Source organism: Curtobacterium sp. UNCCL17 (genome assembly GCF_000686685.1).
Lineage (GTDB): Bacteria > Actinomycetota > Actinomycetes > Actinomycetales > Microbacteriaceae > Curtobacterium > Curtobacterium flaccumfaciens.
The window spans coordinates 139,737-161,179 of record NZ_JMLI01000022.1 but is presented as its reverse complement, the minus strand read 5'-3'; the positions used below and the strand labels follow the sequence as shown (position 1 = coordinate 161,179).

Genomic DNA, 21,443 nt, shown 5'->3' with positions numbered 1-21,443 from the left:
GGCCGCCGCGTACCGTCCGGCTCGTGTCCGACGAACAGCCCCGCCGCCCCGATCCCACCCGCGTCGGCGACCAGCCCGCACTCCGGACGGCGTCGGGCTCGAACTGGCTCGTGTGGGGAGCCGTCACGGCCGTCATCGTCGCCGCGGTGATGGTGCTCATGGCGATCCGAGCGCCGGCGATCGGCTGGCCGGCGCTGGTGCTCGTCGTCGTTTTGTTCGTGGCGATGGTCGTGGTGCGGACGGCCGTCCGGCCGCAGCGGGCCCGACTCGTCACCCTGGCCGTGCTCGACCTCGGCATCGTGGTCGTCGGACTGGTGGCGACCCTGGCGGTCCTGTACTCGACCCCGGTGGGCTGATGCTGCGGTAGCTTGTTGGTAACGCTTCTCACTAAGATGGGGCTCAGCGGCCACACGACAGTGGCCGTTCCATCGACGCAGCCGCAGCTGCTGGGAAGACCGACCCCATGCCAGCACCACACCCCACCGAGACCCTCGACGCCCTCGTGGTCGGAGCCGGACCGGCCGGCGTCGGCACCGGCCTGGCACTCCATGCCGTCGACGGCCTGCTGTTCGGCGTCGTCGAACGCGGCGTCGTCGGGGACACGTTCCGGCGGTGGCCCGAGCACCAGCGGTTCCTGACGCCGTCCTTCACCGGGAACGGGTTCGGGGCCACCGACCTCAACGCGGTCCACCCGCGCACCTCACCCGCCTACAGCCTGGGGACCGACTACCCCTCGGGGCCGGAGTACGCCCGGTACCTGCGCGGCGTCGTCGCGGCCTTCCACCTGCCGACCCTGCTCGACACCGAGGTCGAGCACATCGAGCCGGACGACGACCGCTTCCGCGTGACCACGAGCCGCGGCCCCGTCGTCACCCGCAACCTGGTCTGGGCCGGCGGCGAGTTCTCCGACCCGGTCCTGCCCCGCTGCGCCGGCACGTCGCTCGGGGTGCACGCGTCCGCCGAGGCAGCCTGGGTGGCGCGGTCCGGACACGTGGTGGTCGTGGGTGGCTTCGAGTCCGGCATCGACCTGGCGTGCCACCACGTCGAGCAGGGGGCGACGGTGACGGTCGTCGACCCGTCCCACCCCTGGGACGCCGGCAGCGGGTCCGACCCGTCGTTCCGCCTCGCCCCGCGGACCCGTCAGCGGCTCGCGGCCGCGCGGGCCAGCGGACGCCTCGCCCTGGTCGACGACGGACAGGTCACCGGCATCAAACGGTCCGGAGAGGGGTTCACCGTCGGCGTCGCCGGACGGACCGCCTTGGTGTCGGACGTGCCACCGATCCTCGCCACCGGGTACGGCCCGGGGCTCGGGCCGGCCGCGAGCCTGTTCGACACCCGCGCGGACGGCTGGCCGCTGCTCACCGAGGACGACGAGTCGACCACCACGCCCGGGCTGTTCCTGGCAGGCACGGCGCTCCGGCACGGTGGGCTGCAGTTCTGCTTCGTGTACAAGTTCCGGCAGCGGTTCGCCCACGTCGCCCGCGTCATCGGCGAACGAGCCGGGCGCGACTGCGGCGCCCTGCAGGAGTGGGACGACGCCGGGATGCTCACCGACGACCTGAGCTGCTGCGGTGTCGAATGCGCGTGCTGATGCCGGCACAGCGGCCCGCCCGCCCCGCCGGTGCACGACTCTGGGCCACCCCCGCGATCGTCGGCGGCGCCATCCTGGTCGGGTCGGTGATCGGCGGGGCCTCCCCCGCGAGCGGCGACGCCATGGGCTCCGTGGTGGACCCGTTGGTGATCACCCTGGTCGTCGCCCTGTTCGTCGACGTCCCACTGCGCCGCCTCCCACGGACGACGGGCGCGTGGAAGGTCATCGGCATCGCCTGGAGCATGAACTTCCTGCTCGCCCCGCTCGTCGCGTTCCTGCTCACCCGCGTGGCCCTGCCTGGGCACCCCGCCGTCCAACTCGGCGTGATGCTGTACTTCCTGGCACCCTGCACCGACTGGTTCCTGGCGTTCACCCGCCTGAGCGACGGGGACACCGCTGTCGGGGCGACCCTGCTGCCGATCAACATGGTCACCCAGCTGCTGCTGTTCCCGGCGTGGATCACGGTCCTGGGCGGCAACGCCGGCATCGATGCCGTGGGGACCGTCGGCACCCTGCTGCAGTGGTTCGTCCTGCCCGCCGCGATCGCCGTGGTGATCCGCCTCGGGATCTCACTGCTGCCGGACGGCGCTCGAGCCCGCGCCGCCGCCCTGCCCGGCCGCGCGGTTCCCTGGATCGTGGGCGCGATGGTCGCCGGGCTCTTCGCCTCGCACATCGCGCTGCTGCTGGCGAACCTGCCGGTGTTCGTCGCCGTGCTGGGGTGCGCGGTGGTCTTCTTCGCCGTCATGTTCATCGCAGCCGAGTGGGCGTCACGCCTCGCCGCCCTGTCGTACCCGCGGTCGGCGCTGCTCGCGATGACGACGGCGGCCCGCAACGCGCCCCTGATGATCGGGCTGACGAGTGCCGCACTCCCCCACCAGCCACTGGTCACCACGGCGATCGTCGTCGGCATGCTCGTCGAGTTCCCGCACCTGCTCGCGGTCCGCCACCTGCTGCTGCGTCGGCGACGTGGTCAGGACGCCGAGCGACGCCTGCGCGGCACCGCAGCGTGGGGGCACCCGTGACGCATCGGGTCCGACTCGTCGTCGTGCCCACCGAGCGGCGGGTGATCGAGACCGAGCACGACGACCGGCGGACGGCGCTCCTGCTCGCGCTCGGCCAGGTGCCGCTCGGGTACACGGTCACCGACGTCGACGTGCTGCCGGAACACGAGGACACAGAGGGCTGCCCCGCGGAGCCGGGCGCAGTCTGAGCGGGGCGCTCCGACGGCGCTGGTGCGGCCCGAGACGGTCGCGACGCCGGACGGGAGGCCCGTGACTGGCCCGCACCGCGCCTCCAGTCCGGTGCCGGTCGCGACCAGTGCACGTGGCCGGCTACGCGCTGTCGGCCACCGTCGGCTGCGCCTGCCGCAGCCCGATGACCAGGAGGGTCACGATCATCCGGACGTCGTAGTCGGGGTCCTGGGGACTCCACGCCACCAGGTCGCCCACGGCCCGGAGCAGCTGGTAGGGCGGGGTCGGTGCCGCCACCTCGCCGGACGCCCGCGCGGCGTCGAGCAGCCGGCCGAGCACGGGCACGAGCTCGTCGACGAACAGCGTGTGCAGCGCCGTGAAGCCGTCGGCGTCGCCCTCCCAGACACGCGCCAGGCCGTGCTTGGTGCCGAGGAAGTCGACGAACTGGTGCACCCAGCGCAGCAGGGCGGCGAACGGTGTCGGCTCGGAGTCGAGCAGCGCCGGCCCCGCGTCGACCAGGGCCTCGATCTGGTGCCGGTAGACGGCGACGACCAGGTCCGAACGGGTCGGGAAGTGCCGGTAGAGCGTGCCCACCCCGACACCGGCGGCGGTGGCGACCTCGCGGACCGGTGCGCCGACGCCCGAGGCCGTGAAGACCGCGGCAGCGGCGTCGAGGATCGTGCGCTCGTTGCGCTCGACGTCGCGACGGCGACGCGGCACGGGGTCGGTCGACGGGGTGCTCATGCGTCGATCATCGCACGACACCGACACGATGCGGAACAACGCTCCGCTTCCTCTTGCAATCCGGATCGTTGTTCCGTATCGTTCCGGAACGTCGCTCCGTTTCGGACGACGATCGCTCCGACCACGGGCGACACCGCATCCCGGAAAGGCCCACATGGCACCCACAGCACCTCGAACGCAGGTCATCAGCGTGCGCCCCGTCACGCTTCCCGCACCCTCGCGCGGTCAGGACCTCGAGGTCCGGATCACCGCACCGACGACCGGAACGGACCTGCCCGTCATCGTCTTCGCCCACGGCTTCGGCCAGTCCATGACCGGCGGCGACCCCCTGGTCGACCACTGGACCGCGAACGGCTTCGTCGTCGTCCAACCGACCTTCCTCGACGCGAAGGCCTACGGGCTGACGCTCGAGGACCCGCGCTACCCGACCATCTGGCAGACGCGCGTCGACGACCTCGAGCGGGTGCTCGACGACCTCGACCAGATCATCGACGCGGTCCCCGGCCTGAGCGGGCGTGTCAACACCGAACGCCTCGCCGCGGTCGGACACTCGTGGGGCGGACAGTCCGTGGGCATGCTGCTCGGGGCCCGCGTCCTGGACGCCGACGGGCGGCCGGGCGAGGACCGCACCGACCACCGCGTGCGCGCCGGGGTCCTGCTGTCCACCACCGGGATCGCGCGCGGCGACCTCGCGCCATTCGCGCAGGAGCACTTCGCGTTCATGAGCCCCGACTTCAGCCAGCTGCACACCCCGTCACTGGTCGTCGCCGGCGACCACGACCAGTCCCAGCTCTCGACGCGAGGTCCGGACTGGTTCACCGACGTCTACCACCTGAGCCCCGGCGCGCGGCACCTGGTGACCGTCCACGGCGGCGAGCACCTGCTCGGCGGGATCCAGGACTACGAGTCGACCGCCACCACGGACGAGAGCCCCGAGCGTGTGGACCTCGTTCGCCACACCACGACGGCGTTCCTCCGGACCGAGCTCGGGCTCGCCCCCGACGCGTGGTCGGCGATCGCCGACGCCGTCGGCACTGCCACCGCCGTCGGCCACATCGAATCGAAGGAGCACCAGTCGTGATCACCGACCAGCACCCCCTGCCCAGCGGCTTCACCGCCGCGTCCACCGCCGCCGACGTCCTGCACGGCGTCGACCTGACCGGCCAGAACGTCGTCGTGACCGGCGGACACAGCCGCCTCGGCCGTGAGACCAGCCGCGCCCTCGCGGCAGCCGGCGCCGACGTCACCGTCGCCTCCCGCGACGTCGACCGGGCATCCGCAGCCGTCGCCGACATCCCGGGGATCAACGTCGAGGCCCTCGACCTCACCGACCCATCGTCGGTCGATGCCTTCGCCGCGCGCTGGTCGGCCTCCGGCCGCCCGCTGCACATGCTCGTGAACAGTGCCGCGATGCTCTTCACCCCGGACCGCCGGCTCGACGGCCGCGGCAACGAACTGGCGTTCTCGACGACGCACCTCGGGCACTTCCAGCTCACGCGGGCGCTCCTCCCCGCCCTCCTGGAGGCCCGTGGTGCGCGGGTCCTGACCGTCACCTCCGGCGCGGCGCGGTTCGGGCAGATCCGGTGGGACGACCTGACGTTCGCGCACGGGTACGACCCGGTCACCGCGTACGGGCAGTCGAAGCGGGCGAACGTCCTGTTCACGGTGGAGCTCGACCGGCGGTACGCCGACCAGGGCATCCGAGCCTTCGCCGCGCACCCGGGCGTCATCATCGGACCCGGCCCGCACGACCCGACGGTGCTCGCGTCGTACCGGGAGCAGGGACTGGTCGACGACCACGGGGTGACCGTCATCGATCCCGAGGTCGGCAAGAAGACCGTCGAGCAGGGCGCCGCCACGCTCGTGTTCGGTGCCGCGAGCCCGCTGCTCGACGGCGTCGGCGGGGTCTACCTGAAGGACAGCGACGTCGCCGTGATCGACGACCGGGTCCTTCCCCTCACCGCGGACCGGATCCCGTCGGACGCGAACTCGGCGATGCTCGACGCCGACGATGCCCGGCGGCTGTGGGAGGTTAGCGAGGGACTCCTGGCCTGATCACCGTCGGCCGGGGGCCTCGTCTGCCCACTGTTCTCGTCGTCCTCGCTACTGTGTGACGGTGCTGACCGTGCGGATCGAGAGCCCCCGACAGGACGACGTCCTGCACCTGCTGCAGCAGGGCGACGACTACGGACTGAGCCTCTACCCGGCCGAGAACTACCACGCCCTCGACGTCGACGACCTGGACCAGCCCGACGTCACGTTCCTGGTGGCGCGCGAGGACGGCACCGCCCTCGGCACGGTGGCGCTCGTCGACGCCGGCGACGGCACCGGCGAGGTCAAGCGCATGTTCGTGAGCGACGCCGCGCGTGGGCTCGGCGTGGGGACGCGGTTGCTCGACGCCCTGCACGACCGGGCACGCGCGGTCGGCATCGGGACCGTCCGGCTCGAGACCGGTCTGCCGCAGGCCGCGGCGATCGCGCTCTACCGGAAGGCCGGGTACGCGGACATCCCCCGGTTCGGCCCGTACGTCGACGACCCGACGAGCGTGTGCATGGAGCAGCAGCTCGTCTGATCGGTGCTCGGTCCCGACGTAGGATCGCGTGTGAGCTCCGAGCACCCCGAACCCAGCGGCATCGACCCCGACGACCTGACCGTCGCGCTCCGGGTGCTCGAGCAGCTGCCGTCGATCGACGAGACGCACCCGGACTTCATCCGGGTCCGCCAGGCCACCGCGAAGATGTTCAAGGCCGTCAAGCGCGCGCACCGTCTCGAGAAGCGCGGCGTCATCGCCGAGGCCGACCGCCGAGTGATCGCCGCCACCGCCACCGGGGCCGCCGACCGGATCGACGACGAGACCCGCGGCGTCCTGATCAGCGCCTCGACCGCGTCGACCACCGCGGGCACGCTGCTGAAGTCACGGCCCTGCTACATGTGCAAGCAGCACTACACGGTCGTCGACGCGTTCTACCACCAGCTCTGCCCGGCGTGCGCGCGCATGAGCCACGCGAAGCGCGACGCCCGGACGGACCTGACCGGCAAGCGGGCGCTGCTCACCGGCGGTCGCGCGAAGATCGGCATGTACATCGCCCTCCGGCTGCTGCGCGACGGGGCCCACACCACCATCACCACGCGGTTCCCCCGCGACGCGGTGCGCCGGTTCGCGAGCCTGCCCGACTCCGCTGACTGGATGGACCGTCTGAAGGTCGTCGGCATCGACCTGCGCGACCCCGCCCAGGTGATCGGACTCGCCGAGGACGTCGCCGCGTCCGGCCCCCTCGACATCCTGATCAACAACGCCACGCAGACCGTGCGCCGGTCGACCGGGGCCTACCAGCCGCTGGTCGACGCGGAACTCGCGCCGCTGCCCGACGGACCGCTGCCCGAACTCGTGACCTTCGGGCACACGAACGACCAGCACCCGCTGGCGCTCGCACGCTCGGTGGCCGCGCACCCGATCCTCGCGGCCGCCGCAGCCCGAGCCGACGAGCTGACCGAACAGGCGATGGCGCCGGGGTCAAGCTCGCTCGAACGACTCGCCCTGGGCACCGCGATCGACGCCGGTGGCCTGGTCCCCGACCTGCACGACGAGAACTCGTGGACCCAGCAGGTGGACGAGGTCGACCCGCTCGAGATGCTCGAGGTCCAGCTGGCCAACACCACGGCGCCGTTCATCCTCATCTCAAAGCTCCGCCCCGCGATGGCCACCAGCACGGGACGCCGCACCTACGTGGTGAACGTCAGCGCCATGGAAGGGGTGTTCGGCCGCGCCTACAAGGGGCCGGGTCACCCGCACACGAACATGGCGAAGGCCGCCGTGAACATGCTCACCCGTACGAGCGCGCAGGAGATGTTCGAGACCGACAACATCCTGATGACGAGCGTCGACACCGGCTGGATCACCGACGAACGGCCGCACCCCACGAAGGTCCGGCTCGCCGAAGAGGGCTTCCATGCGCCGCTCGACCTGGTCGACGGCGCAGCCCGCGTCTACGACCCGATCGTCCGGGGCGAAGCGGGCGAGGACGTGTTCGGTGTCTTCCTGAAGGACTACGCGCCGAGTTCGTGGTGACGAGCGGCTGACCGTTGGATCCGTCACCATCCGCACAGGATCGACATCGGATCAATCCGTTCAGTCAACGTCAGCGGAGCCAACCCGGAGTTCTGAAATGCTGGAAGTCTTCTTCCTCTCGTCCATGGACAGCAAGCGGTTCTCGACCGTCTTCCGGTGCACGGTGGAACGACCGATCGAGCTCCCGAACGGTCACCATGCGCTGATGGTGAGCTGCGATCCGCCGTTGAACGGTCAGGAACTCGGCCACCCGCTCGGCGTCGGAGAGTTGTTGCTCTGGAGTCGGTTCGAGGACGAAGACCTCTGGACGTTCCCCGCCTTCCCGCACTTCGTGCAGATCAGCCTGTTTGACGCCGACCTGCATGTCCATGCCATGCCCGCGAGCATCGCATGGGGCGAGATCTACAAGACCGAAGCCGACGCGCACGCCCATGAGATGAGCGCTCGCCCGCGCTCCTCGGCGGAGTGATCGAGTTGCTCGGCAAGCGCCACCAGTCACGCGAACCTCGCGACGAGGCAGCAGGAGGCGATCCGATCGAGGTCACGACCATGCCCCTGGACATACCAGTGGCGGCCTGACCCCGCTGAAGATGCCACGGGAGGTCCGAGCACGTCCGGAGGCTCCACGGAGCGAACACACCGAACCGATTCCGTCGATCGGCCAATCGGTCCCCGCTCCGCCTCCAGGATTCGAACCCGGACCTAACGGCACCAAAGGCCGTCGTGCTGCCATTACACCAAGGCGGAACGCACCCGGAGGTGCTCCTCCATCCTCCCACGACCGACGAGGCTGGCTGTCCGCTCCGGGTTCGGCCAAGATGGTGGGATGCCGCATGAGGACGAGGTCGATCGCATCGTCGCGGCGTGGGGTCGTGAGCGCGCCGACCTCGACTTCGGCCCGCTCGAGGTGCTGTCCCGCGTGGACCGGCTCGCCCGGCACCTGGACCGTGCCAGGCGGACGGCGTTCGACGCGAGCGACATGGAGCCGTGGGAGTTCGACGTCTTGTCGGCCCTGCGGCGGGCGGGTGAGCCCTACGAGCTGAGCCCGAAGACCCTGCTGCAGCAGACCTTGGTGTCGAGCGGCACGATGACGAACCGGGTGGACCGCCTGGCGGCCCGCGGCTTCGTGGGGCGACGGACCGACCCGAAGGACGGCCGCGGGATCCTCGTCTCGCTGACGGGCAAGGGCCGGGTGGCGGTGGACGCGGCGATCGCGGACCTGCTGGCCGCCGAGCGGGACATCCTGTCCGGGGTCTCCGCCGACGAGCAGGGCCAGTTGGCCGGGCTGCTCCGCCGGCTCATCCTGGGCCTCGGGGACTGACCGACAGCGTGACACGGGCCGAGCGGCCCCGGCGTAGCGTGCGGCGCATGCACGCCATCACCCTCGCCGTCGCCGACGTCGCTCGATCGGCCGAGTTCTACCGCGCCCTGCTCGGCATCGAGGGCAGCGGCGTCATCGGGACCGAGTACCCCGCGACCGAGACGCAGGCCGGCGGCACCACGGCGATGTTCACCCTCGACGACGGCCTGATCGTCAGCGTCTACGGCCGTGACGACATGGCGAAGGACTCCGGCGTGCAGCTGGCCACGGCACCGAACAGCACGATCGGGCACTTCACGGGCAGTCAGGCAGAGGCCGAGGCGTTCCTCGAGCGAGCACAGGCAGCGGGCGCCACGATGGCCGAACCGCCGTACACACGCCCGTGGGGCATGTGGTCCGGCTTCTTCCAGGACCCGGACGGCCACCTGTGGGAGGTCGTGGCGAACCCCGGTGGTGGGGCCCCCGAGGACGCCACCCCGGCGGACAGCGGCCAGGACGCGGTCGACCCCGCGTCCGTCGAGTAGACCGCCTCAGACCCCGAGCAGCTCCGCGACCTCGAGCCAGCGCTCCTCGAGCTGCTCGACCTCGGCCTCGAGCGCACCGAGCTTCGCCTGCAGTTCGCCGAGTCCGGCGTAGTCGGACTGGTCGTGCGTCGCGAACTGGTCGAGCAGCTTCTTGCGGTCCGCGCCGACCTTCGCGATCTTGCGGTCGAGCGCCGACATCTCCTTCTCGGCCGTCCGCCGGTCCGCTCCCGACAGGGCGGACGCACCAGCGGCCGTGGACCCGGCCACGGCACCGGCCGAGCCGGTCCCGCCGACGGTGTCGGGCCTCCCGGCAGACGCGGCGGCAGCCGCAGAGGCGGTCCCGCCACCGGTTCCGGCCTCGCGCAGACGCATGTACTCGTCGACGCCGCCGGGCAGGTGGCGCAGGTGCCCGCCGAGCACGGCGTACTGCTGGTCGGTGACGCGCTCGAGCAGGTACCGGTCGTGGCTGACGACCAGCAGGGTGCCGGGCCAGGTGTCGAGCAGGTCCTCCATGGCGGCGAGCATGTCGGTGTCGAGGTCGTTGGTGGGCTCGTCGAGGATCAGCACGTTCGGCTCGTCGAGCAGGATGAGCATGAGCTGCAGGCGCCGCTTCTGCCCACCGGACAGGTCCTTGACCGGCGTGGAGAGCTGCTCCGAGGTGAAGCCGAGCCGCTCGAGCAGCTGCGACGGCGTCATCTCCTTGCCGTCGGCGACGTAGCTCGTCTTCTTGCGGGCCACCACCTCGCGCACGCGGTCGTCGGCGAACTGCTGCAGGTCGGCGAGCTGCTGGTCGAGCACCGCGACCTGCACCGTCTTGCCGGTCTTCACCCGCCCGCTCGTCGGCTGCAGCCGGCCAGAGACCAGGTTGAGGAGCGTGGACTTGCCGGCGCCGTTCGGGCCGAGGATGCCGGTCCGCTCCCCCGGTGCGATGCGCCACTCGATGCGGTCGAGGATCTGCGTGCCGTCGAACGAGACGCTCACGTCGAGCAGGTCGACGACGTCCTTGCCGAGGCGCGCAGTCGCCGTCCGGGACAGCGCGACCGTGTCGCGGATCGGCGGGACGTCGTCGATCAGGGCGTTCGCCGCGTCGATGCGGAACTTCGGCTTGCTCGTGCGGGCCGGGGCACCGCGGCGGAGCCACGCGAGCTCCTTGCGGGCCAGGTTCTGGCGGCGCTGCTCGATCGTGGCGGCCTGCCGGTCACGCTCGACGCGCTGCAGGATGTACGCGGCGTAGCCACCTTCGAAGGGGTCGACGACGCCGTCGTGGACCTCCCACGTGTCGGTCGACACCGCGTCGAGGAACCACCGGTCGTGCGTCACGACGACCATGCCGCCCTGGTTCGACGACCAGCGGCGGTTGATGTGCCCGGCGAGCCACTCGATGCCCTCGACGTCCAGGTGGTTGGTCGGCTCGTCCAGGAACAGGACGTCCCAGTCGCCGACCAGCAGCCGCGCGAGGGCCACACGGCGACGCTGCCCACCGGACAGCTCGTCGACGCTGACGTCCCACGGGATGTCCGAGACCAGACCGCCGATGATGTCGCGGATCTTCGGGTCACCGGCCCACTCGTGCTCCTCGAGGTCGCCGACGACGGTGCTGCCGACGGTCGCGCCCTCGGGCAGGATGTCGCGCTGGTCCAGGTAGCCGATGGTCAGCCCGCGGCGGTGCGTGACGCGGCCGCCGTCCGGCTCGAGGCGCTGGGACAGCAGTGCGAGGAGGGTCGACTTGCCGTCGCCGTTCCGGCCGACGACGCCGATCCGGTCACCCTCGTCGATGCCGAGGGTGACGTTGTCGAAGACGACCTTGGTGGGGAACTCGAGATGCAGGTTCTCGGCGCCGAGGAGATGTGCCACGCGTCAAGGGTAGGTGGCGCGGCGGGGTGGTGGGTGCGGGGCGGGTGGTCGGGGTGCTCGGCCGGCTCTGGGCGCACGGTGCGCGCTTGTTCGAGTGGTGCGCGGGTGGCGGGCTCGTCGCACGGTGTGCGCTTGTTCCAGTGGTGCGAGGTTGCCCACTCGATGCGAACCCGTAGCGGCACACGGAGCGCGCAACCTCGCACCAGCCGACAGACCGCGCACGGTGCGTCGGCGAGGCGGCGCTCCGCTCGTCGGCACGTCGGCCTGGAGGCCCTGGTCAGCTCGCGGGGGCCGCGTCGCCTTCGCCCGCGGCCTCCTTGGCACGCTTCAGGCGGGCCTGCGCCTCCCAGTACTCGATCTCGCGCTCGAGCTCGGCGAGCTCCTGCTCGGTACCGGTGACGCGCTTGGCGCCGTGGGCACTGCGGGCGTCGCCGAGGGTCGCGTACCGGTCCTCGTGGCGGGTCGGCTCGATGTAGCGACCGTGGTTCCGTTCGCCCGGAGCCCAGTCGTGGCCGATGGCGAACCAGACGATGCTACCGACGACGGGGACCAGGATCACGAGGATCACCCACGCGATCTTCGGCAGGCCTCGGATCTGGTCATCCGTCTTCGTCAGGATGTCGATCAGGGCGAAGACCAGCAGGATGACGGTGATCCCGGGCAGCAAGACGCTCATGTTCGCGATTCTATGGATCCGCTTGGAGTCTCACCATGCCCCGAACGAGCGTCCCGGTTGCGAAGGTGCACAGGGTGGGGGCCGGTCACAGCGCCGCGACCCACTCGTCCGTCCCGTCGGTGAACCGCTGGTGCTTCCAGATCGGGACGCGCTCCTTCACCAGGTCGACCAGGGCACCGCACGCGGCGAACGCCTGCGCCCGGTGCGACGACGACACCGCTGCGGCGAGCGCGACGTCGCCGATGCCGAGCGCCCCGACGCGGTGCAGCACGGCGATCCGGACGTCGGGGTGGTCCTCGGCGATGGTCCGGGCGACCTCGGTGATGACGTCGCCGGCGCTGGGGTGCCGCTCGTAGTCGAGCGCCGTGACGCCCTTGCCACCGTCGTGGTCACGGACGATGCCGGCGAAGGTCACCACGGCGCCGTCCTGCTCGGTGGCCACCACGGCTGCGACCTCGTCGACGCTGATGTCGCGGTCGACGACGTCGGCGAGCACGACCCGTGCGGCGGCCTCGGTGCTGCTCACGAGGCGCTCCGCGGGGCGTGGCCCTCGCCGTGCACCTGGGCGACGACGTGGTCGAGCACACCGTCGAGCACGGCGAGCCCGTCGGACACCCCGCCGCGCGACCCGGGCAGGGTGACGAGCAGGCAGCCGGCGTTCGTGACCCCGGCGACGCCGCGGGTGAGCAGCGCGGTGGGGCCGGCACCCGCGAGTCCGCGTCGACGGATCTCCTCGGTGATGCCGGGTAGTTCGAGGTCGATCAGCCCCGCCACCGCCTCGGGGGTCCGGTCGGTCGGGGTGACCCCGGTGCCGCCGGTGGTGATGACCACACGTGCGTCGGCCAGGAGTTCGGCGGTGACGGTCTCGGTGATCGCGCCGCCGTCGGGGACGATGATCGGGTCGCTCGTGGTGAACCCGCGGTCGCGTAGCCAGTCGACGATGACGGGTCCGGTGCGGTCGAGTGCGGGGTCGGCGGCGGCCTGCGTGGACACCACGACGACGGCGGCCCGGCCCCTGGTCGGCTCGGCGGTCATCGGTTGCTCCAGTCCCCGGAGCGCCCGCCGTGCTTCTCGAGCACGCGCACGTCCGTGATCACGGCCGCTCGGTCGACGGCCTTCACCATGTCGTACATCGTCAGGGCGGCGACGCTCGCCCCCGTCAGGGCTTCCATCTCGACGCCGGTGCGCGAGGTCGTGCGGACCGACACCTCGATCAGCACCCGGTCGTCGGAGCCGGTGATGTCGACCTGCACGCCGGCGATCGGCAGCGGGTGGCACAGCGGGATCAGGTCGGAGGTCTTCTTCACCGCCATGATCGCGGCGATCCGGGCGGTGCCGACGACCTCGCCCTTGGGCAGCGAGCCGTCGAGGATGCGTGCGACGACGTCGGGACGGGTGACGACGGTGGCGGTGGCGGTGGCCGACCGGTCGGTAACGGCCTTCGCGGAGACGTCGACCATGTGCGCGCTGCCGTCGGCACGGACGTGCGACAGCTGGTCGGAGGCGGACGGGGCGGTCATCGGAGGCTCCAGACGGTCAGGGGGTCGCCGACCTCGACGGTGTCGACCCCCACGGGGACGTGCACCAGGTGGGTGGCGGCGGCGTAGTGCACGAGCAGGTGCGAACTCGGCCCACCGACGAAGTGCACGGCCCCGTCCTGCACCCGGCCGCGACGGACCTGGTGCTTGCCGACGGGTGAGCCGGCAGCGGACGCCGCCGGCAGGACCTGCGCGGGCCGGTCCGGCACGAGTCCGACGGCGGCGGCGAGCAGGGGACGCAGGAACACCTCGAACGAGACGAGCGCCGACACCGGGTTGCCGGGGAAGGACACGACCGGTACGGCGCGACCGTCTCCGAACACGACGCTGCCGAACGCCTGCGGCCCACCGGGTTGCATCGCGACCGGCGTCACCGCGAGCCCGCGGGGTTCGAGCGCCTGCCGGACGACCTCGTACGCCCCGGCGCTGATGCCCCCGGTGGTCAGCACGAGGTCGGTCCAGTCCCCCACAGCTGCATCGAGCGCCCGGTCGAAGGCAGCGACGTCGTCGGGCACCCGGACGGCCCGCGAGTCCGCACCGACCTGGGCGAGGGCTGCCCGCAGCGCGATGCCGTTCGCGTCGCCGATGGTCGCCGCGTCCGTGTCGGCGCCCTGCAGCTCCGAGCCGGTCGACACGACGAGGACCCGCAGCGGTCGGCGCACCGAGACGGCCGTCACCCCCGCAGAGGCCAGCGCCCCGAGCAGCGCCGGCGTGACCGGGGAGCCGGCCGGAGCGAGCTCGGCACCGGCGGGCAGGTCGCTGCCGGTGACCCGCACGAAGGTGCTGGCGGTCAGGTCGGCGGGCACCGTCACCCGGGGCAGCTCGAGCGCCGCCGGGAACGCGCCGGGCTCGGTCGCCTCGACCGGGAACACCGCGTCGGCGCCGGTCGGGATCCGTGCACCGGTCATGATCGGCGCGGCCGTGCCGGGCTCGAGCGGTTCGGGCACCACGCCTGCGGGGATCGGTTCGACGACCCGGACCTGCTGCCCCGCCTCGGCGACCCGCACCGCGAACCCGTCCATCTGGCTGTTGTCGAAGGGCGGCAGCGGAACGGGCGACAGGACGGCGGCCGCGAGCACGCGGTGTGCGAACCCGGCCCCGAACCCCGCGCCGACGAGTTCGTCGATCGGCAGTTCTTCTGCTCCGAGGCCCGCCACCACCGGCGCGAGCAACGCCGCCAGGTCGTCGCGGTGCTGACCGATCGTTCGCACAGGTGCCTCCGAACAGGGGTTGGTGGCGCCGTTCCCGGTTCGCCCGGTGGCGCCGTCAGTAGCGTATCCAGCGCGCAGCCCGCGCCGACGACCAACCGGAGGACCTGTGGAGAACGACGAAGCCGTGACGATCGGTGTCATCGGAGGCTCCGGCCTCTACCAGCTGTTCGAGGAGGGCACCGCCGACGAGCTCGACGTCCCGACCCCGTTCGGCCCGACGTCGAGCCCGATCAGCATCGGCACGATGGCCGGACGACGGGTCGCGTTCCTGACCCGCCACGGCCGTGAGCACTCCGTCGCCCCGCACCGCATCAACCACCGTGCGAACGTCTGGGCGCTCCGTTCGCTCGGCGTCCGCGCGATCGTGTCCTCGAGTGCCGTGGGCGGCCTGCACCCCGACTACGCCCCGGGCACCTTCGTCGTGACCGACCAGCTCATCGACCGCACCTGGGGCCGCGCCGACACGTTCTTCGAGGACGACGTGCAGCACCTGTCCTTCGCCGACCCGTTCGACCCGACGCTCCGCCGCGCGGCGATCGACGCCGTCGCCGGCCTCGACGTGCCGTTCCGTCCGACCGGCACCTGCGTCGTCATCCAGGGTCCCCGGTTCTCCACCCGCGCCGAGTCCGTCTGGCTCCGCCAGGCCGGCGGCCACACCATCAACATGACGATGACGCCCGAGGTCCCCCTGGCCGCCGAACTCGGCATCGCCACGGTGAACCTGTCGTTCGTCACCGACGCCGACGCCGGCCTGGCCCCGACCGAGGACGAGGCCGCAGCTGCCGCCAGCGGCCCCGACGTCGACGACGCCGGTGCCGTCGTCACCCACGCCCTCGTCATGGAACGGCTCGCCCGCGCCAACGAGGTCATCGTCCGCGCCATCGGCCAGATCGTCGCCGCCATCCCCGCCGACTTCACCCCGCGCGAACTCGTCCCGACCAGCGCGAGCGCCAGCATCATGCAGGCCCAGCCCACAGGCCCCACCGCCACGCAGGCCCAGCCCGCCGCCACCGCCACCACGGGCGCCACCGCATGACCCGCCTCCTCGTCACCGGCGGCGCCGGCTTCATCGGTTCCGCGATCGTCCGCCGCGCCCTGGCCGACGGCCACGAGGTCCGCGTCCTCGACTCCCTGCGCGACGACGTGCACGGCGACCCCGCCGAGGTCGTCCGCGCCCACCAGCAGCAGGGCATCGCGTTCGTGCACGGCGACGTCCGTGACCGGGTCGCCCTCGACGCCGCCCTCGACGGCATCGACGTCGTGTGCCACCAGGCAGCCAAGGTCGGCCTCGGCGTGGACTTCCAGGACGCCCCCGACTACGTCTCGTCGAACGACGCCGGCACCGCCCACGTCCTCGCCGGCATGGACCGGCACGACATCGGCCGGCTCGTCGTCGCCAGCTCGATGGTCGTCTACGGCGAGGGCGCGTACACCACCGCCTCCGGCGAGCCGACCCGTCCGCCGGCCCGCCGCCGCGAGGACCTCGACGCCGGCCACTTCGACCCCATCGGCCCCGACGGTCAGCCCCTGCTGCCCGGCCTGATCGACGAGTCCGCCGCGCTCGACCCCCGCAACGTGTACGCGCAGACGAAGGTCGCGCAGGAGCACCTCGCCTCCAGTTGGGCCCGTGCCACGGGCGGCCGCGCGATCGCGCTCCGCTACCACAACGTCTACGGGCCGGGCATGCCGGCGAACACCCCCTACGCCGGTGTCGCGTCCCTGTTCCGCTCGGCGCTGGCCCGCGGCGAGGCACCCCGGGTCTTCGAGGACGGCGCCCAGCGACGCGACTTCGTGCACGTCGACGACGTCGCCGGTGCGAACGCAGCCTCCATCGCGGCGACCGCCGACCTGCCGTCGGACACGTTCCGCGCGTACAACGTCGGCTCCGGCACCGTGCACACCATCGGCGACATGGCCGCCGCGATCGCCGGACCCGACGGCCCGCAGCCGGTCGTCACGGGCGAGTACCGCCTGGGCGACGTCCGCCACGTCACCGCGAGTTCGGCACGCATCGCCGCCGAGCTCGGCTGGCACGCCGAGGTCGACTTCGAGGCCGGCATGCGCGACTTCGCGACGGCACCGCTCCGCAGCGCCGTCCGCTAGCCGGAACGCGTGAGCGGGCCGGTCGGCGCGAGCGACGCCTGAGAGCACGGCCAGCCACCGGACGGGAGGGCCGTGACGGCCCCGCCCCGCGCCTCCCGTCCGAATTCCCCGCCCCCACGGCCCCGCAGGACGCCGTCGTGTCGGCACCATGCCCCCTGCTGCGTGAGACGCCGCCGCATCCGGCGGCGTCTCGACGACACGACGGCGTCTTGCGGAACCACTCGCGGAACCCACGCGCGCACCCTGTCCCCCGTTCTGGGGACCGGACGCGGATCGAGCGCGCTGAACGACCAGGACCCGGCAGTTTCCTGTACCCCGCAGCGCGTCGTCGTGTTGTGTCGAGTGCATGCCAGGACAGACCCGTCGATCCGACCGACCGCACCGAATGACGGACATGACTGTCGACGTGATCCTGCCGTGCCTCGACGAGGCGGACGCCCTGCCGAAGGTCATCGCGCGCCTCCCCACGGGTTACCGGGCCATCGTCGTCGACAACGGGTCGACCGACGGATCGGCCGACGTCGCCCGCGCCCACGGTGCCCTCGTGGTGACGGAACCCGTCAAGGGGTTCGGTTCGGCGTGTGCCGCCGGGGTCGCCGCGGCAACCGCCGACTTCGTCGCGTTCTGCGACGCCGACGCCTCGATGGACCCGGCCGAGCTCCCGCCCCTGGTCGACCGCGTGGCCAGTGGCCGCGTCGACCTGGCACTCGGCCGTCGCGTCCCGACCGGCCGCGGCGCGTGGGCCCCGCACGCGCGGTTCGCGAACCGCGTCCTCGCCGTCCTGATGCACCGCGCGACCGGCTACCGCCTGCGCGACCTCGGCCCGATGCGTGTGATGCGCCGCGAGGACCTCGTCTCCCTCGACCTGCGCGACCGCCGCAGCGGCTACCCGCTCGAGATGGTCCTGGCCGCGCACGCCGCCGGCTGGCGCGTCGACGAGTCCGACATCGGGTACGCGCAGCGCATCGGCGACAGCAAGGTCACCGGAACGCTCCGCGGCACGATCAACGCGGTGCGGGACATGTCCCGTCTGCTCCGTGCGTACCGCCGGGAGGCCCGTGTCCGGGTCGTCGCACCGGGGCCGCTCCGCCAGGCGGCCGAGTCCACCCCCGTGGTCGAGGAGGCCCGCTCGTGACCGCCACCCACTCCAGCGACGCTGCTCGCGCCGACGTCACCGTCGCCGTCGTGGCGAAGGAGTGCCTGCCCGGCAAGGTGAAGACCCGGCTGACGCCGGCGCTCTCCCCCGAGGGCGCCGCACGCGTCGCGTCCGCGAGCCTCGCCGACACCCTGGCCACCGTCCGCGCACTGCCCGCGGCCCGCCGGGTCCTGTTCTTCGACGGCGACGTCGTGCCCGCCGCGGCCGACGGGTTCGAGGTGCTGCACCAGCCCGGTGGCGGTCTGGACGAGCGCCTCGGGTTCCTGTTCGACGCCGTCGACGGTCCGCTGCTGCTCGTCGGCATGGACACTCCGCAGGTGTCCACCGCGGACCTCGCCCCGGTGTTCGAGGACGCCGCCCGCGACGCCTGGTTCGGCCCGGCCGAGGACGGCGGCTTCTGGTCGCTGTACCTGCGACAGCCCACCGGCGACCTGCTGCGCGGCGTCCCGATGTCGCGCGACGACACCGGAGCCGTGCAGCTCGCACGCCTGACCGATGCCGGACTCGACGTGGGCGTGCTCGGGGAGCTGCTCGACGTCGACACGATCCCGGACGCCGAGCGGGTCGCCGACCTCGCTCCCGACTCCGACTTCACCCGGGCACTCCGTGCCGAGACCGTGGGGAGCACCCGATGACCATGCACGCACCCGTCTCGTTCGGCGCCGGCGGCGGCGAACCGTACGCCCGTGCCCTGCGCACCGACGGCCACCTACGCCTGACCGATGCCGACCGCCCCGACGCCGTCACCACGATGGACGTCGGCCGTTGGAGTGCCGCCGCCGACCGCGTCGACCGCTCGCTCCTCGACGACGTCGACGGCGGGGTCATCGACATCGGTTGTGGTCCGGGCCGGATGCTCGTCGCCGCACGGTCCCGGGGCATCCCGGCACTCGGCGTGGACGTCTCCGCCGAGGCCGTGGCCATCGCGCAGCGCGCCGGCGGCACCGCCCTGCAGGGTTCCGTGTTCGACGCCGTGCCCGACGAGGGTCACTGGGACACCGCGCTGGTGATCGACGGCAACATCGGCATCGGTGGCGACCCGACGGCCCTGCTCGCCCGCTGCCGCGAGATCGTACGAGCCGGCGGCCGGGTCATCGTCGAGACGAACCCCGAAGCCGCGGCCGACCGCGTGTACACCGCGCGGGTGGTGGACGCCGACGGCAACGAGAGCGCCGGGTTCCCGTGGGCCGAGGTCGGCCTCGACGCCCTGCACCGGCACGCGGCGGACGCCGGAATGGTCCCGCGGCAGAGCTGGACGGCCGAGGGCCGGAACTTCTGCGAGCTGCTCGCCTGAGACCGACACGCGCTTGTTTTGCACCATGCAAGACAAGCGCGTAGAGTGATGGTCATCCAGCCGACGGCGTCGCGGTCGCCGGCTCGGTGACCTGCGGACCTCGGCACGACGACGAGGAGCACCCATGCAGAACCGTCAGAACCCCCTGGGCGGCGCCTACGTGACCGGCCTCGAGACCCGCACCGAACTCGGCGCCTTCACGGGCGACGCGACCCGCAGCCCGGTCGGCAGCTACACCGGCACCGGCATCGGCCGAGCACTCGGCCGCTTCGTCGACACGCAGTTCCGCCGTCCCGGCACCGCGACGTCCTCGACGCGCACCGTGACCGGTTCGTTCCGCACGGCGACGGGTTCGTTCCGCACCGCCTGAGGCACCTGCCTCCACAGACCGCGAGCGGTCGTCCGCCCCGGGTGTCCCCCCTCAACCCGGGTGGGGCGGCCGCTCGCTCGCGTTCCCCCGACCTCCGATGCACTTCCCCCGAACGCGCCAGGGCGGCCGATGCCAGGATGGACGCATGAACGACCGCGCCGGCACCCCAGCGACCGCAGACGACCTCGTCGACCTCGACGAGCTCCTCGCCGCCTACCACGACCGAGTGCCCGACGTCTCGGTCCCCGAGCAGAAGGTCGTGTTCGGCACGTCCGGACACCGCGGGTCGTCGCTCGACACCGCCTTCAACGACACCCACATCGCCGCGATCACGCAGGCGATCGTGGAGTACCGCCGCGAGCAGGGCACCGACGGGCCGCTCTTCATCGGCCGCGACACCCACGCGCTCTCGGCCCCCGCCGAGCAGACCGCTCTGCAGGTCCTCGCCGCCAACGGCGTGCGCGTGCTCGCCGACAGCCAGGACGGTTTCGTGCCGACGCCCGCGCTGAGCCACGCGATCATCCGCTACAACCGCGCCGGCAACCCGGACACGGCCGACGGCATCGTCATCACGCCGAGCCACAACCCGCCCCGCGACGGCGGCTTCAAGTACAACCCGCCGCACGGCGGTCCCGCCGACAGCGACGCCACGAGCTGGATCGCGAACCGCGCGAACGCGATCATCGAGGGCGGCAACGCCGAGGTGCAGCGCACCGAGGACGCCGCGCCCGAGCGCTACGACTTCCTGAACACGTACGTCGCCGACCTCGAGAACATCATCGACATCGCCGCGATCAAGCGTGCCGGCGTGAAGATCGGCGCCGACCCGCTCGGTGGCGCCTCGCTGCCGTACTGGAACGCCATCCGCGACCACTACGGACTCGACCTGACCGTCGTGAACCCCGAGGTCGACCCCACGTGGGCGTTCATGACGCTCGACTGGGACGGCAAGATCCGGATGGACCCGTCGAGCCCCTCGGCGATGGCCTCGGTGCTCGCTCGCAAGGACGACTTCGACGTGCTGACGGGTAACGACGCCGACTCCGACCGGCACGGGATCGTCACGCCCGACGGCGGACTGATGAACCCGAACCACTACCTCGCGGTCGCGATCGAGTACCTCTACGCGCACCGGCCCGAGTGGCGCGACGACGCCGCGATCGGCAAGACCCTGGTGTCGTCGAGCATCATCGACCGCGTCGCCGAGTCCCTGGGCCGTCGCCTGTGGGAGGTCCCGGTCGGCTTCAAGTGGTTCGTCCCCGGCCTGATCGACGGCTCCGTGGCCTTCGGCGGCGAGGAATCCGCGGGTGCGTCGTTCCTGCGCACCGACGGCACCGCGTGGACCACCGACAAGGACGGCATCATCCTGGCGCTCCTGGCGTCCGAGATCGTCGCCGTCACCGGCAAAACCCCGTCGCAGCTCTACGCCGAGCTGACCGAGCGCTTCGGTGCCCCGGTCTACCAGCGCGTCGACGCCGCGGCCTCGAAGGAGCAGAAGGCCCGCCTCGGCAAGCTCGACGGCGACGCCATCACCGCGGACACCCTGGCCGGTGACCCGATCACCGCGAAGCTGTCGAAGGCCCCGGGCAACGACGCAGCCGTCGGCGGCGTGAAGGTCGTCACCGACAAGGCGTGGTTCGCCGCGCGCCCGTCGGGCACCGAGGACGTCTACAAGATCTACGCGGAGAGCTTCGTCGGGCAGGAGCACCTCGAGCAGGTGCAGCGTGAGGCCAAGGAGATCGTCGACGCAGCCCTGGGCGCGTAGCGCCCTCGTCGGACGGGCTGCGGGTGTCGGACACCGC

At 72.2% G+C, this 21,443-nt stretch carries 25 protein-coding genes, 1 tRNA gene and 1 pseudogene; 18 read left to right on the top strand and 9 right to left on the bottom strand.

Features of this window, described 5'->3' with window-relative positions:
* Positions 1-23: 23 nt before the first annotated feature.
* From BR70_RS0104555 to BR70_RS0104540, 4 genes are all read left to right on the top strand, one after another.
* Entirely contained in the window at positions 24-356 is a 333-nt protein-coding gene (locus tag BR70_RS0104555) for a hypothetical protein (RefSeq protein ID WP_027465100.1), read from the top strand.
* A gap of 107 nt (positions 357-463) precedes the next feature.
* A complete protein-coding gene (locus BR70_RS0104550; protein ID WP_027465099.1) occupies positions 464-1,591 on the top strand; it encodes an NAD(P)/FAD-dependent oxidoreductase in 1,128 nt (375 codons plus the stop codon).
* Positions 1,591-2,613, top strand: coding sequence for an arsenic resistance protein (locus BR70_RS0104545; protein WP_197019617.1), 1,023 nt, complete (start codon positions 1,591-1,593; stop codon positions 2,611-2,613). The genes BR70_RS0104550 and BR70_RS0104545 overlap by 1 nt, the downstream gene beginning before the upstream one ends.
* Complete coding sequence (locus BR70_RS0104540; RefSeq protein ID WP_155896772.1) at positions 2,610-2,801, top strand: hypothetical protein; 192 nt, start codon at positions 2,610-2,612, stop codon at positions 2,799-2,801. The genes BR70_RS0104545 and BR70_RS0104540 overlap by 4 nt, the downstream gene beginning before the upstream one ends.
* A 121-nt stretch (positions 2,802-2,922) precedes the next feature.
* Here BR70_RS0104540 and BR70_RS0104535 read toward each other — a convergent pair whose 3' ends face one another.
* Positions 2,923-3,525, bottom strand: coding sequence for a TetR/AcrR family transcriptional regulator (locus tag BR70_RS0104535; protein WP_027465096.1), 603 nt, complete (start codon positions 3,523-3,525; stop codon positions 2,923-2,925).
* Between the two features lie 154 nt (positions 3,526-3,679).
* Between BR70_RS0104535 and BR70_RS0104530 the strand changes: the two genes are divergently transcribed.
* The 5 genes from BR70_RS0104530 to BR70_RS0104510 all read left to right on the top strand — a co-directional run bounded on the left by BR70_RS0104530 (position 3,680) and on the right by BR70_RS0104510 (position 8,063).
* Positions 3,680-4,606, top strand: coding sequence for an alpha/beta hydrolase family protein (locus BR70_RS0104530; RefSeq protein WP_035808062.1), 927 nt, complete (start codon positions 3,680-3,682; stop codon positions 4,604-4,606).
* Complete coding sequence (locus BR70_RS0104525; protein WP_027465094.1) at positions 4,603-5,580, top strand: SDR family NAD(P)-dependent oxidoreductase; 978 nt, start codon at positions 4,603-4,605, stop codon at positions 5,578-5,580. The genes BR70_RS0104530 and BR70_RS0104525 overlap by 4 nt, the downstream gene beginning before the upstream one ends.
* A 61-nt stretch (positions 5,581-5,641) precedes the next feature.
* Positions 5,642-6,097: a GNAT family N-acetyltransferase gene (locus tag BR70_RS0104520; protein WP_111100045.1), complete on the top strand. Its 456-nt coding sequence runs from the start codon at positions 5,642-5,644 to the stop codon at positions 6,095-6,097.
* 30 nt (positions 6,098-6,127) lie between these two features.
* Positions 6,128-7,594, top strand: a complete 1,467-nt coding sequence (locus tag BR70_RS0104515) for an SDR family oxidoreductase (protein ID WP_027465092.1) — start codon at positions 6,128-6,130, stop codon at positions 7,592-7,594.
* A gap of 97 nt (positions 7,595-7,691) precedes the next feature.
* A complete protein-coding gene (locus BR70_RS0104510) occupies positions 7,692-8,063 on the top strand; it encodes a hypothetical protein (protein WP_027465091.1) in 372 nt (123 codons plus the stop codon).
* Positions 8,064-8,269: 206 nt separating this feature from the next.
* Here the strand turns inward: BR70_RS0104510 and BR70_RS0104505 are convergent.
* Positions 8,270-8,341, bottom strand: a tRNA-Gln gene (locus BR70_RS0104505).
* A 79-nt stretch (positions 8,342-8,420) separates the two neighbouring features.
* On the opposite strand from BR70_RS0104505, the gene BR70_RS0104500 reads away from it, so the two are divergent.
* On the top strand, positions 8,421-8,915 hold the full coding sequence (locus BR70_RS0104500) for a MarR family winged helix-turn-helix transcriptional regulator (RefSeq protein WP_027465090.1): 495 nt from the start codon (positions 8,421-8,423) through the stop codon (positions 8,913-8,915).
* A 47-nt stretch (positions 8,916-8,962) separates the two neighbouring features.
* On the top strand, positions 8,963-9,439 hold the full coding sequence (locus tag BR70_RS19540; RefSeq protein WP_051596636.1) for a VOC family protein: 477 nt from the start codon (positions 8,963-8,965) through the stop codon (positions 9,437-9,439).
* A 6-nt stretch (positions 9,440-9,445) separates the two neighbouring features.
* Here BR70_RS19540 and BR70_RS0104490 read toward each other — a convergent pair whose 3' ends face one another.
* From BR70_RS0104490 to BR70_RS0104465, 7 genes and pseudogenes are all read right to left on the bottom strand, one after another.
* Positions 9,446-10,801, bottom strand: a complete 1,356-nt coding sequence (locus tag BR70_RS0104490; RefSeq protein WP_411913892.1) for an ABC-F family ATP-binding cassette domain-containing protein — start codon at positions 10,799-10,801, stop codon at positions 9,446-9,448.
* A 23-nt stretch (positions 10,802-10,824) separates the two neighbouring features.
* Positions 10,825-11,293: pseudogene (locus tag BR70_RS23920) on the bottom strand (ATP-binding cassette domain-containing protein); the annotation flags it as partial.
* Between the two features lie 277 nt (positions 11,294-11,570).
* Positions 11,571-11,969, bottom strand: coding sequence for a PLDc N-terminal domain-containing protein (locus BR70_RS19535; RefSeq protein ID WP_051596635.1), 399 nt, complete (start codon positions 11,967-11,969; stop codon positions 11,571-11,573).
* Between the two features lie 85 nt (positions 11,970-12,054).
* On the bottom strand, positions 12,055-12,495 hold the full coding sequence (locus BR70_RS0104480) for a molybdenum cofactor biosynthesis protein MoaE (RefSeq protein ID WP_027465088.1): 441 nt from the start codon (positions 12,493-12,495) through the stop codon (positions 12,055-12,057).
* On the bottom strand, positions 12,492-13,004 hold the full coding sequence (locus BR70_RS0104475; protein ID WP_027465087.1) for a MogA/MoaB family molybdenum cofactor biosynthesis protein: 513 nt from the start codon (positions 13,002-13,004) through the stop codon (positions 12,492-12,494). Before BR70_RS0104475 ends, BR70_RS0104480 begins: the two co-directional genes overlap by 4 nt.
* Positions 13,001-13,489 (bottom strand): cyclic pyranopterin monophosphate synthase MoaC, encoded by a 489-nt coding sequence (moaC, locus tag BR70_RS0104470; protein WP_027465086.1) that lies wholly within the window; start codon positions 13,487-13,489, stop codon positions 13,001-13,003. The genes BR70_RS0104475 and moaC overlap by 4 nt, the downstream gene beginning before the upstream one ends.
* Positions 13,486-14,718, bottom strand: coding sequence for a molybdopterin molybdotransferase MoeA (locus BR70_RS0104465; protein ID WP_027465085.1), 1,233 nt, complete (start codon positions 14,716-14,718; stop codon positions 13,486-13,488). Before BR70_RS0104465 ends, moaC begins: the two co-directional genes overlap by 4 nt.
* A gap of 106 nt (positions 14,719-14,824) precedes the next feature.
* Between BR70_RS0104465 and BR70_RS0104460 the strand changes: the two genes are divergently transcribed.
* The 7 genes from BR70_RS0104460 (at position 14,825) to pgm (ending at position 21,406) form a co-directional block, all read left to right on the top strand.
* A complete protein-coding gene (locus tag BR70_RS0104460; protein ID WP_027465084.1) occupies positions 14,825-15,754 on the top strand; it encodes an MTAP family purine nucleoside phosphorylase in 930 nt (309 codons plus the stop codon).
* Entirely contained in the window at positions 15,751-16,821 is a 1,071-nt protein-coding gene (locus BR70_RS0104455; protein WP_027465083.1) for an NAD-dependent epimerase/dehydratase family protein, read from the top strand. The genes BR70_RS0104460 and BR70_RS0104455 overlap by 4 nt, the downstream gene beginning before the upstream one ends.
* Before the next feature lie 385 nt (positions 16,822-17,206).
* The gene (locus BR70_RS0104450; RefSeq protein ID WP_027465082.1) at positions 17,207-17,956 is read left to right on the top strand and encodes a glycosyltransferase family 2 protein; all 750 of its coding nucleotides are present in this window, start codon (positions 17,207-17,209) and stop codon (positions 17,954-17,956) included.
* Positions 17,953-18,612, top strand: coding sequence for a TIGR04282 family arsenosugar biosynthesis glycosyltransferase (locus BR70_RS0104445; protein ID WP_027465081.1), 660 nt, complete (start codon positions 17,953-17,955; stop codon positions 18,610-18,612). Before BR70_RS0104450 ends, BR70_RS0104445 begins: the two co-directional genes overlap by 4 nt.
* Positions 18,609-19,271: a class I SAM-dependent methyltransferase gene (locus BR70_RS0104440; protein WP_027465080.1), complete on the top strand. Its 663-nt coding sequence runs from the start codon at positions 18,609-18,611 to the stop codon at positions 19,269-19,271. Before BR70_RS0104445 ends, BR70_RS0104440 begins: the two co-directional genes overlap by 4 nt.
* 124 nt (positions 19,272-19,395) lie before the next feature.
* On the top strand, positions 19,396-19,641 hold the full coding sequence (locus BR70_RS0104435) for a hypothetical protein (protein WP_027465079.1): 246 nt from the start codon (positions 19,396-19,398) through the stop codon (positions 19,639-19,641).
* 145 nt (positions 19,642-19,786) lie between these two features.
* Positions 19,787-21,406, top strand: coding sequence for a phosphoglucomutase (alpha-D-glucose-1,6-bisphosphate-dependent) (pgm, locus tag BR70_RS0104430; protein WP_027465078.1), 1,620 nt, complete (start codon positions 19,787-19,789; stop codon positions 21,404-21,406).
* Positions 21,407-21,443: the final 37 nt, after the last annotated feature.

Coding starts and splice junctions, on each gene's coding strand:
- BR70_RS0104535 (WP_027465096.1), bottom strand. CDS start 3,525: ATGAGCACCCCGTCGACCGACCCCGTGCCGCGTCGCCGTCGCGACGTC.
- BR70_RS0104455 (WP_027465083.1), top strand. CDS start 15,751: ATGACCCGCCTCCTCGTCACCGGCGGCGCCGGCTTCATCGGTTCCGCG.
- BR70_RS0104545 (WP_197019617.1), top strand. CDS start 1,591: ATGCCGGCACAGCGGCCCGCCCGCCCCGCCGGTGCACGACTCTGGGCC.
- BR70_RS0104530 (WP_035808062.1), top strand. CDS start 3,680: ATGGCACCCACAGCACCTCGAACGCAGGTCATCAGCGTGCGCCCCGTC.
- BR70_RS0104510 (WP_027465091.1), top strand. CDS start 7,692: ATGCTGGAAGTCTTCTTCCTCTCGTCCATGGACAGCAAGCGGTTCTCG.
- BR70_RS0104500 (WP_027465090.1), top strand. CDS start 8,421: ATGCCGCATGAGGACGAGGTCGATCGCATCGTCGCGGCGTGGGGTCGT.
- BR70_RS19540 (WP_051596636.1), top strand. CDS start 8,963: ATGCACGCCATCACCCTCGCCGTCGCCGACGTCGCTCGATCGGCCGAG.
- BR70_RS0104435 (WP_027465079.1), top strand. CDS start 19,396: ATGCAGAACCGTCAGAACCCCCTGGGCGGCGCCTACGTGACCGGCCTC.
- BR70_RS0104450 (WP_027465082.1), top strand. CDS start 17,207: ATGACGGACATGACTGTCGACGTGATCCTGCCGTGCCTCGACGAGGCG.
- BR70_RS0104440 (WP_027465080.1), top strand. CDS start 18,609: ATGACCATGCACGCACCCGTCTCGTTCGGCGCCGGCGGCGGCGAACCG.
- moaC (WP_027465086.1), bottom strand. CDS start 13,489: ATGACCGCCCCGTCCGCCTCCGACCAGCTGTCGCACGTCCGTGCCGAC.
- pgm (WP_027465078.1), top strand. CDS start 19,787: ATGAACGACCGCGCCGGCACCCCAGCGACCGCAGACGACCTCGTCGAC.
- BR70_RS0104475 (WP_027465087.1), bottom strand. CDS start 13,004: ATGACCGCCGAGCCGACCAGGGGCCGGGCCGCCGTCGTCGTGGTGTCC.
- BR70_RS0104550 (WP_027465099.1), top strand. CDS start 464: ATGCCAGCACCACACCCCACCGAGACCCTCGACGCCCTCGTGGTCGGA.
- BR70_RS19535 (WP_051596635.1), bottom strand. CDS start 11,969: ATGAGCGTCTTGCTGCCCGGGATCACCGTCATCCTGCTGGTCTTCGCC.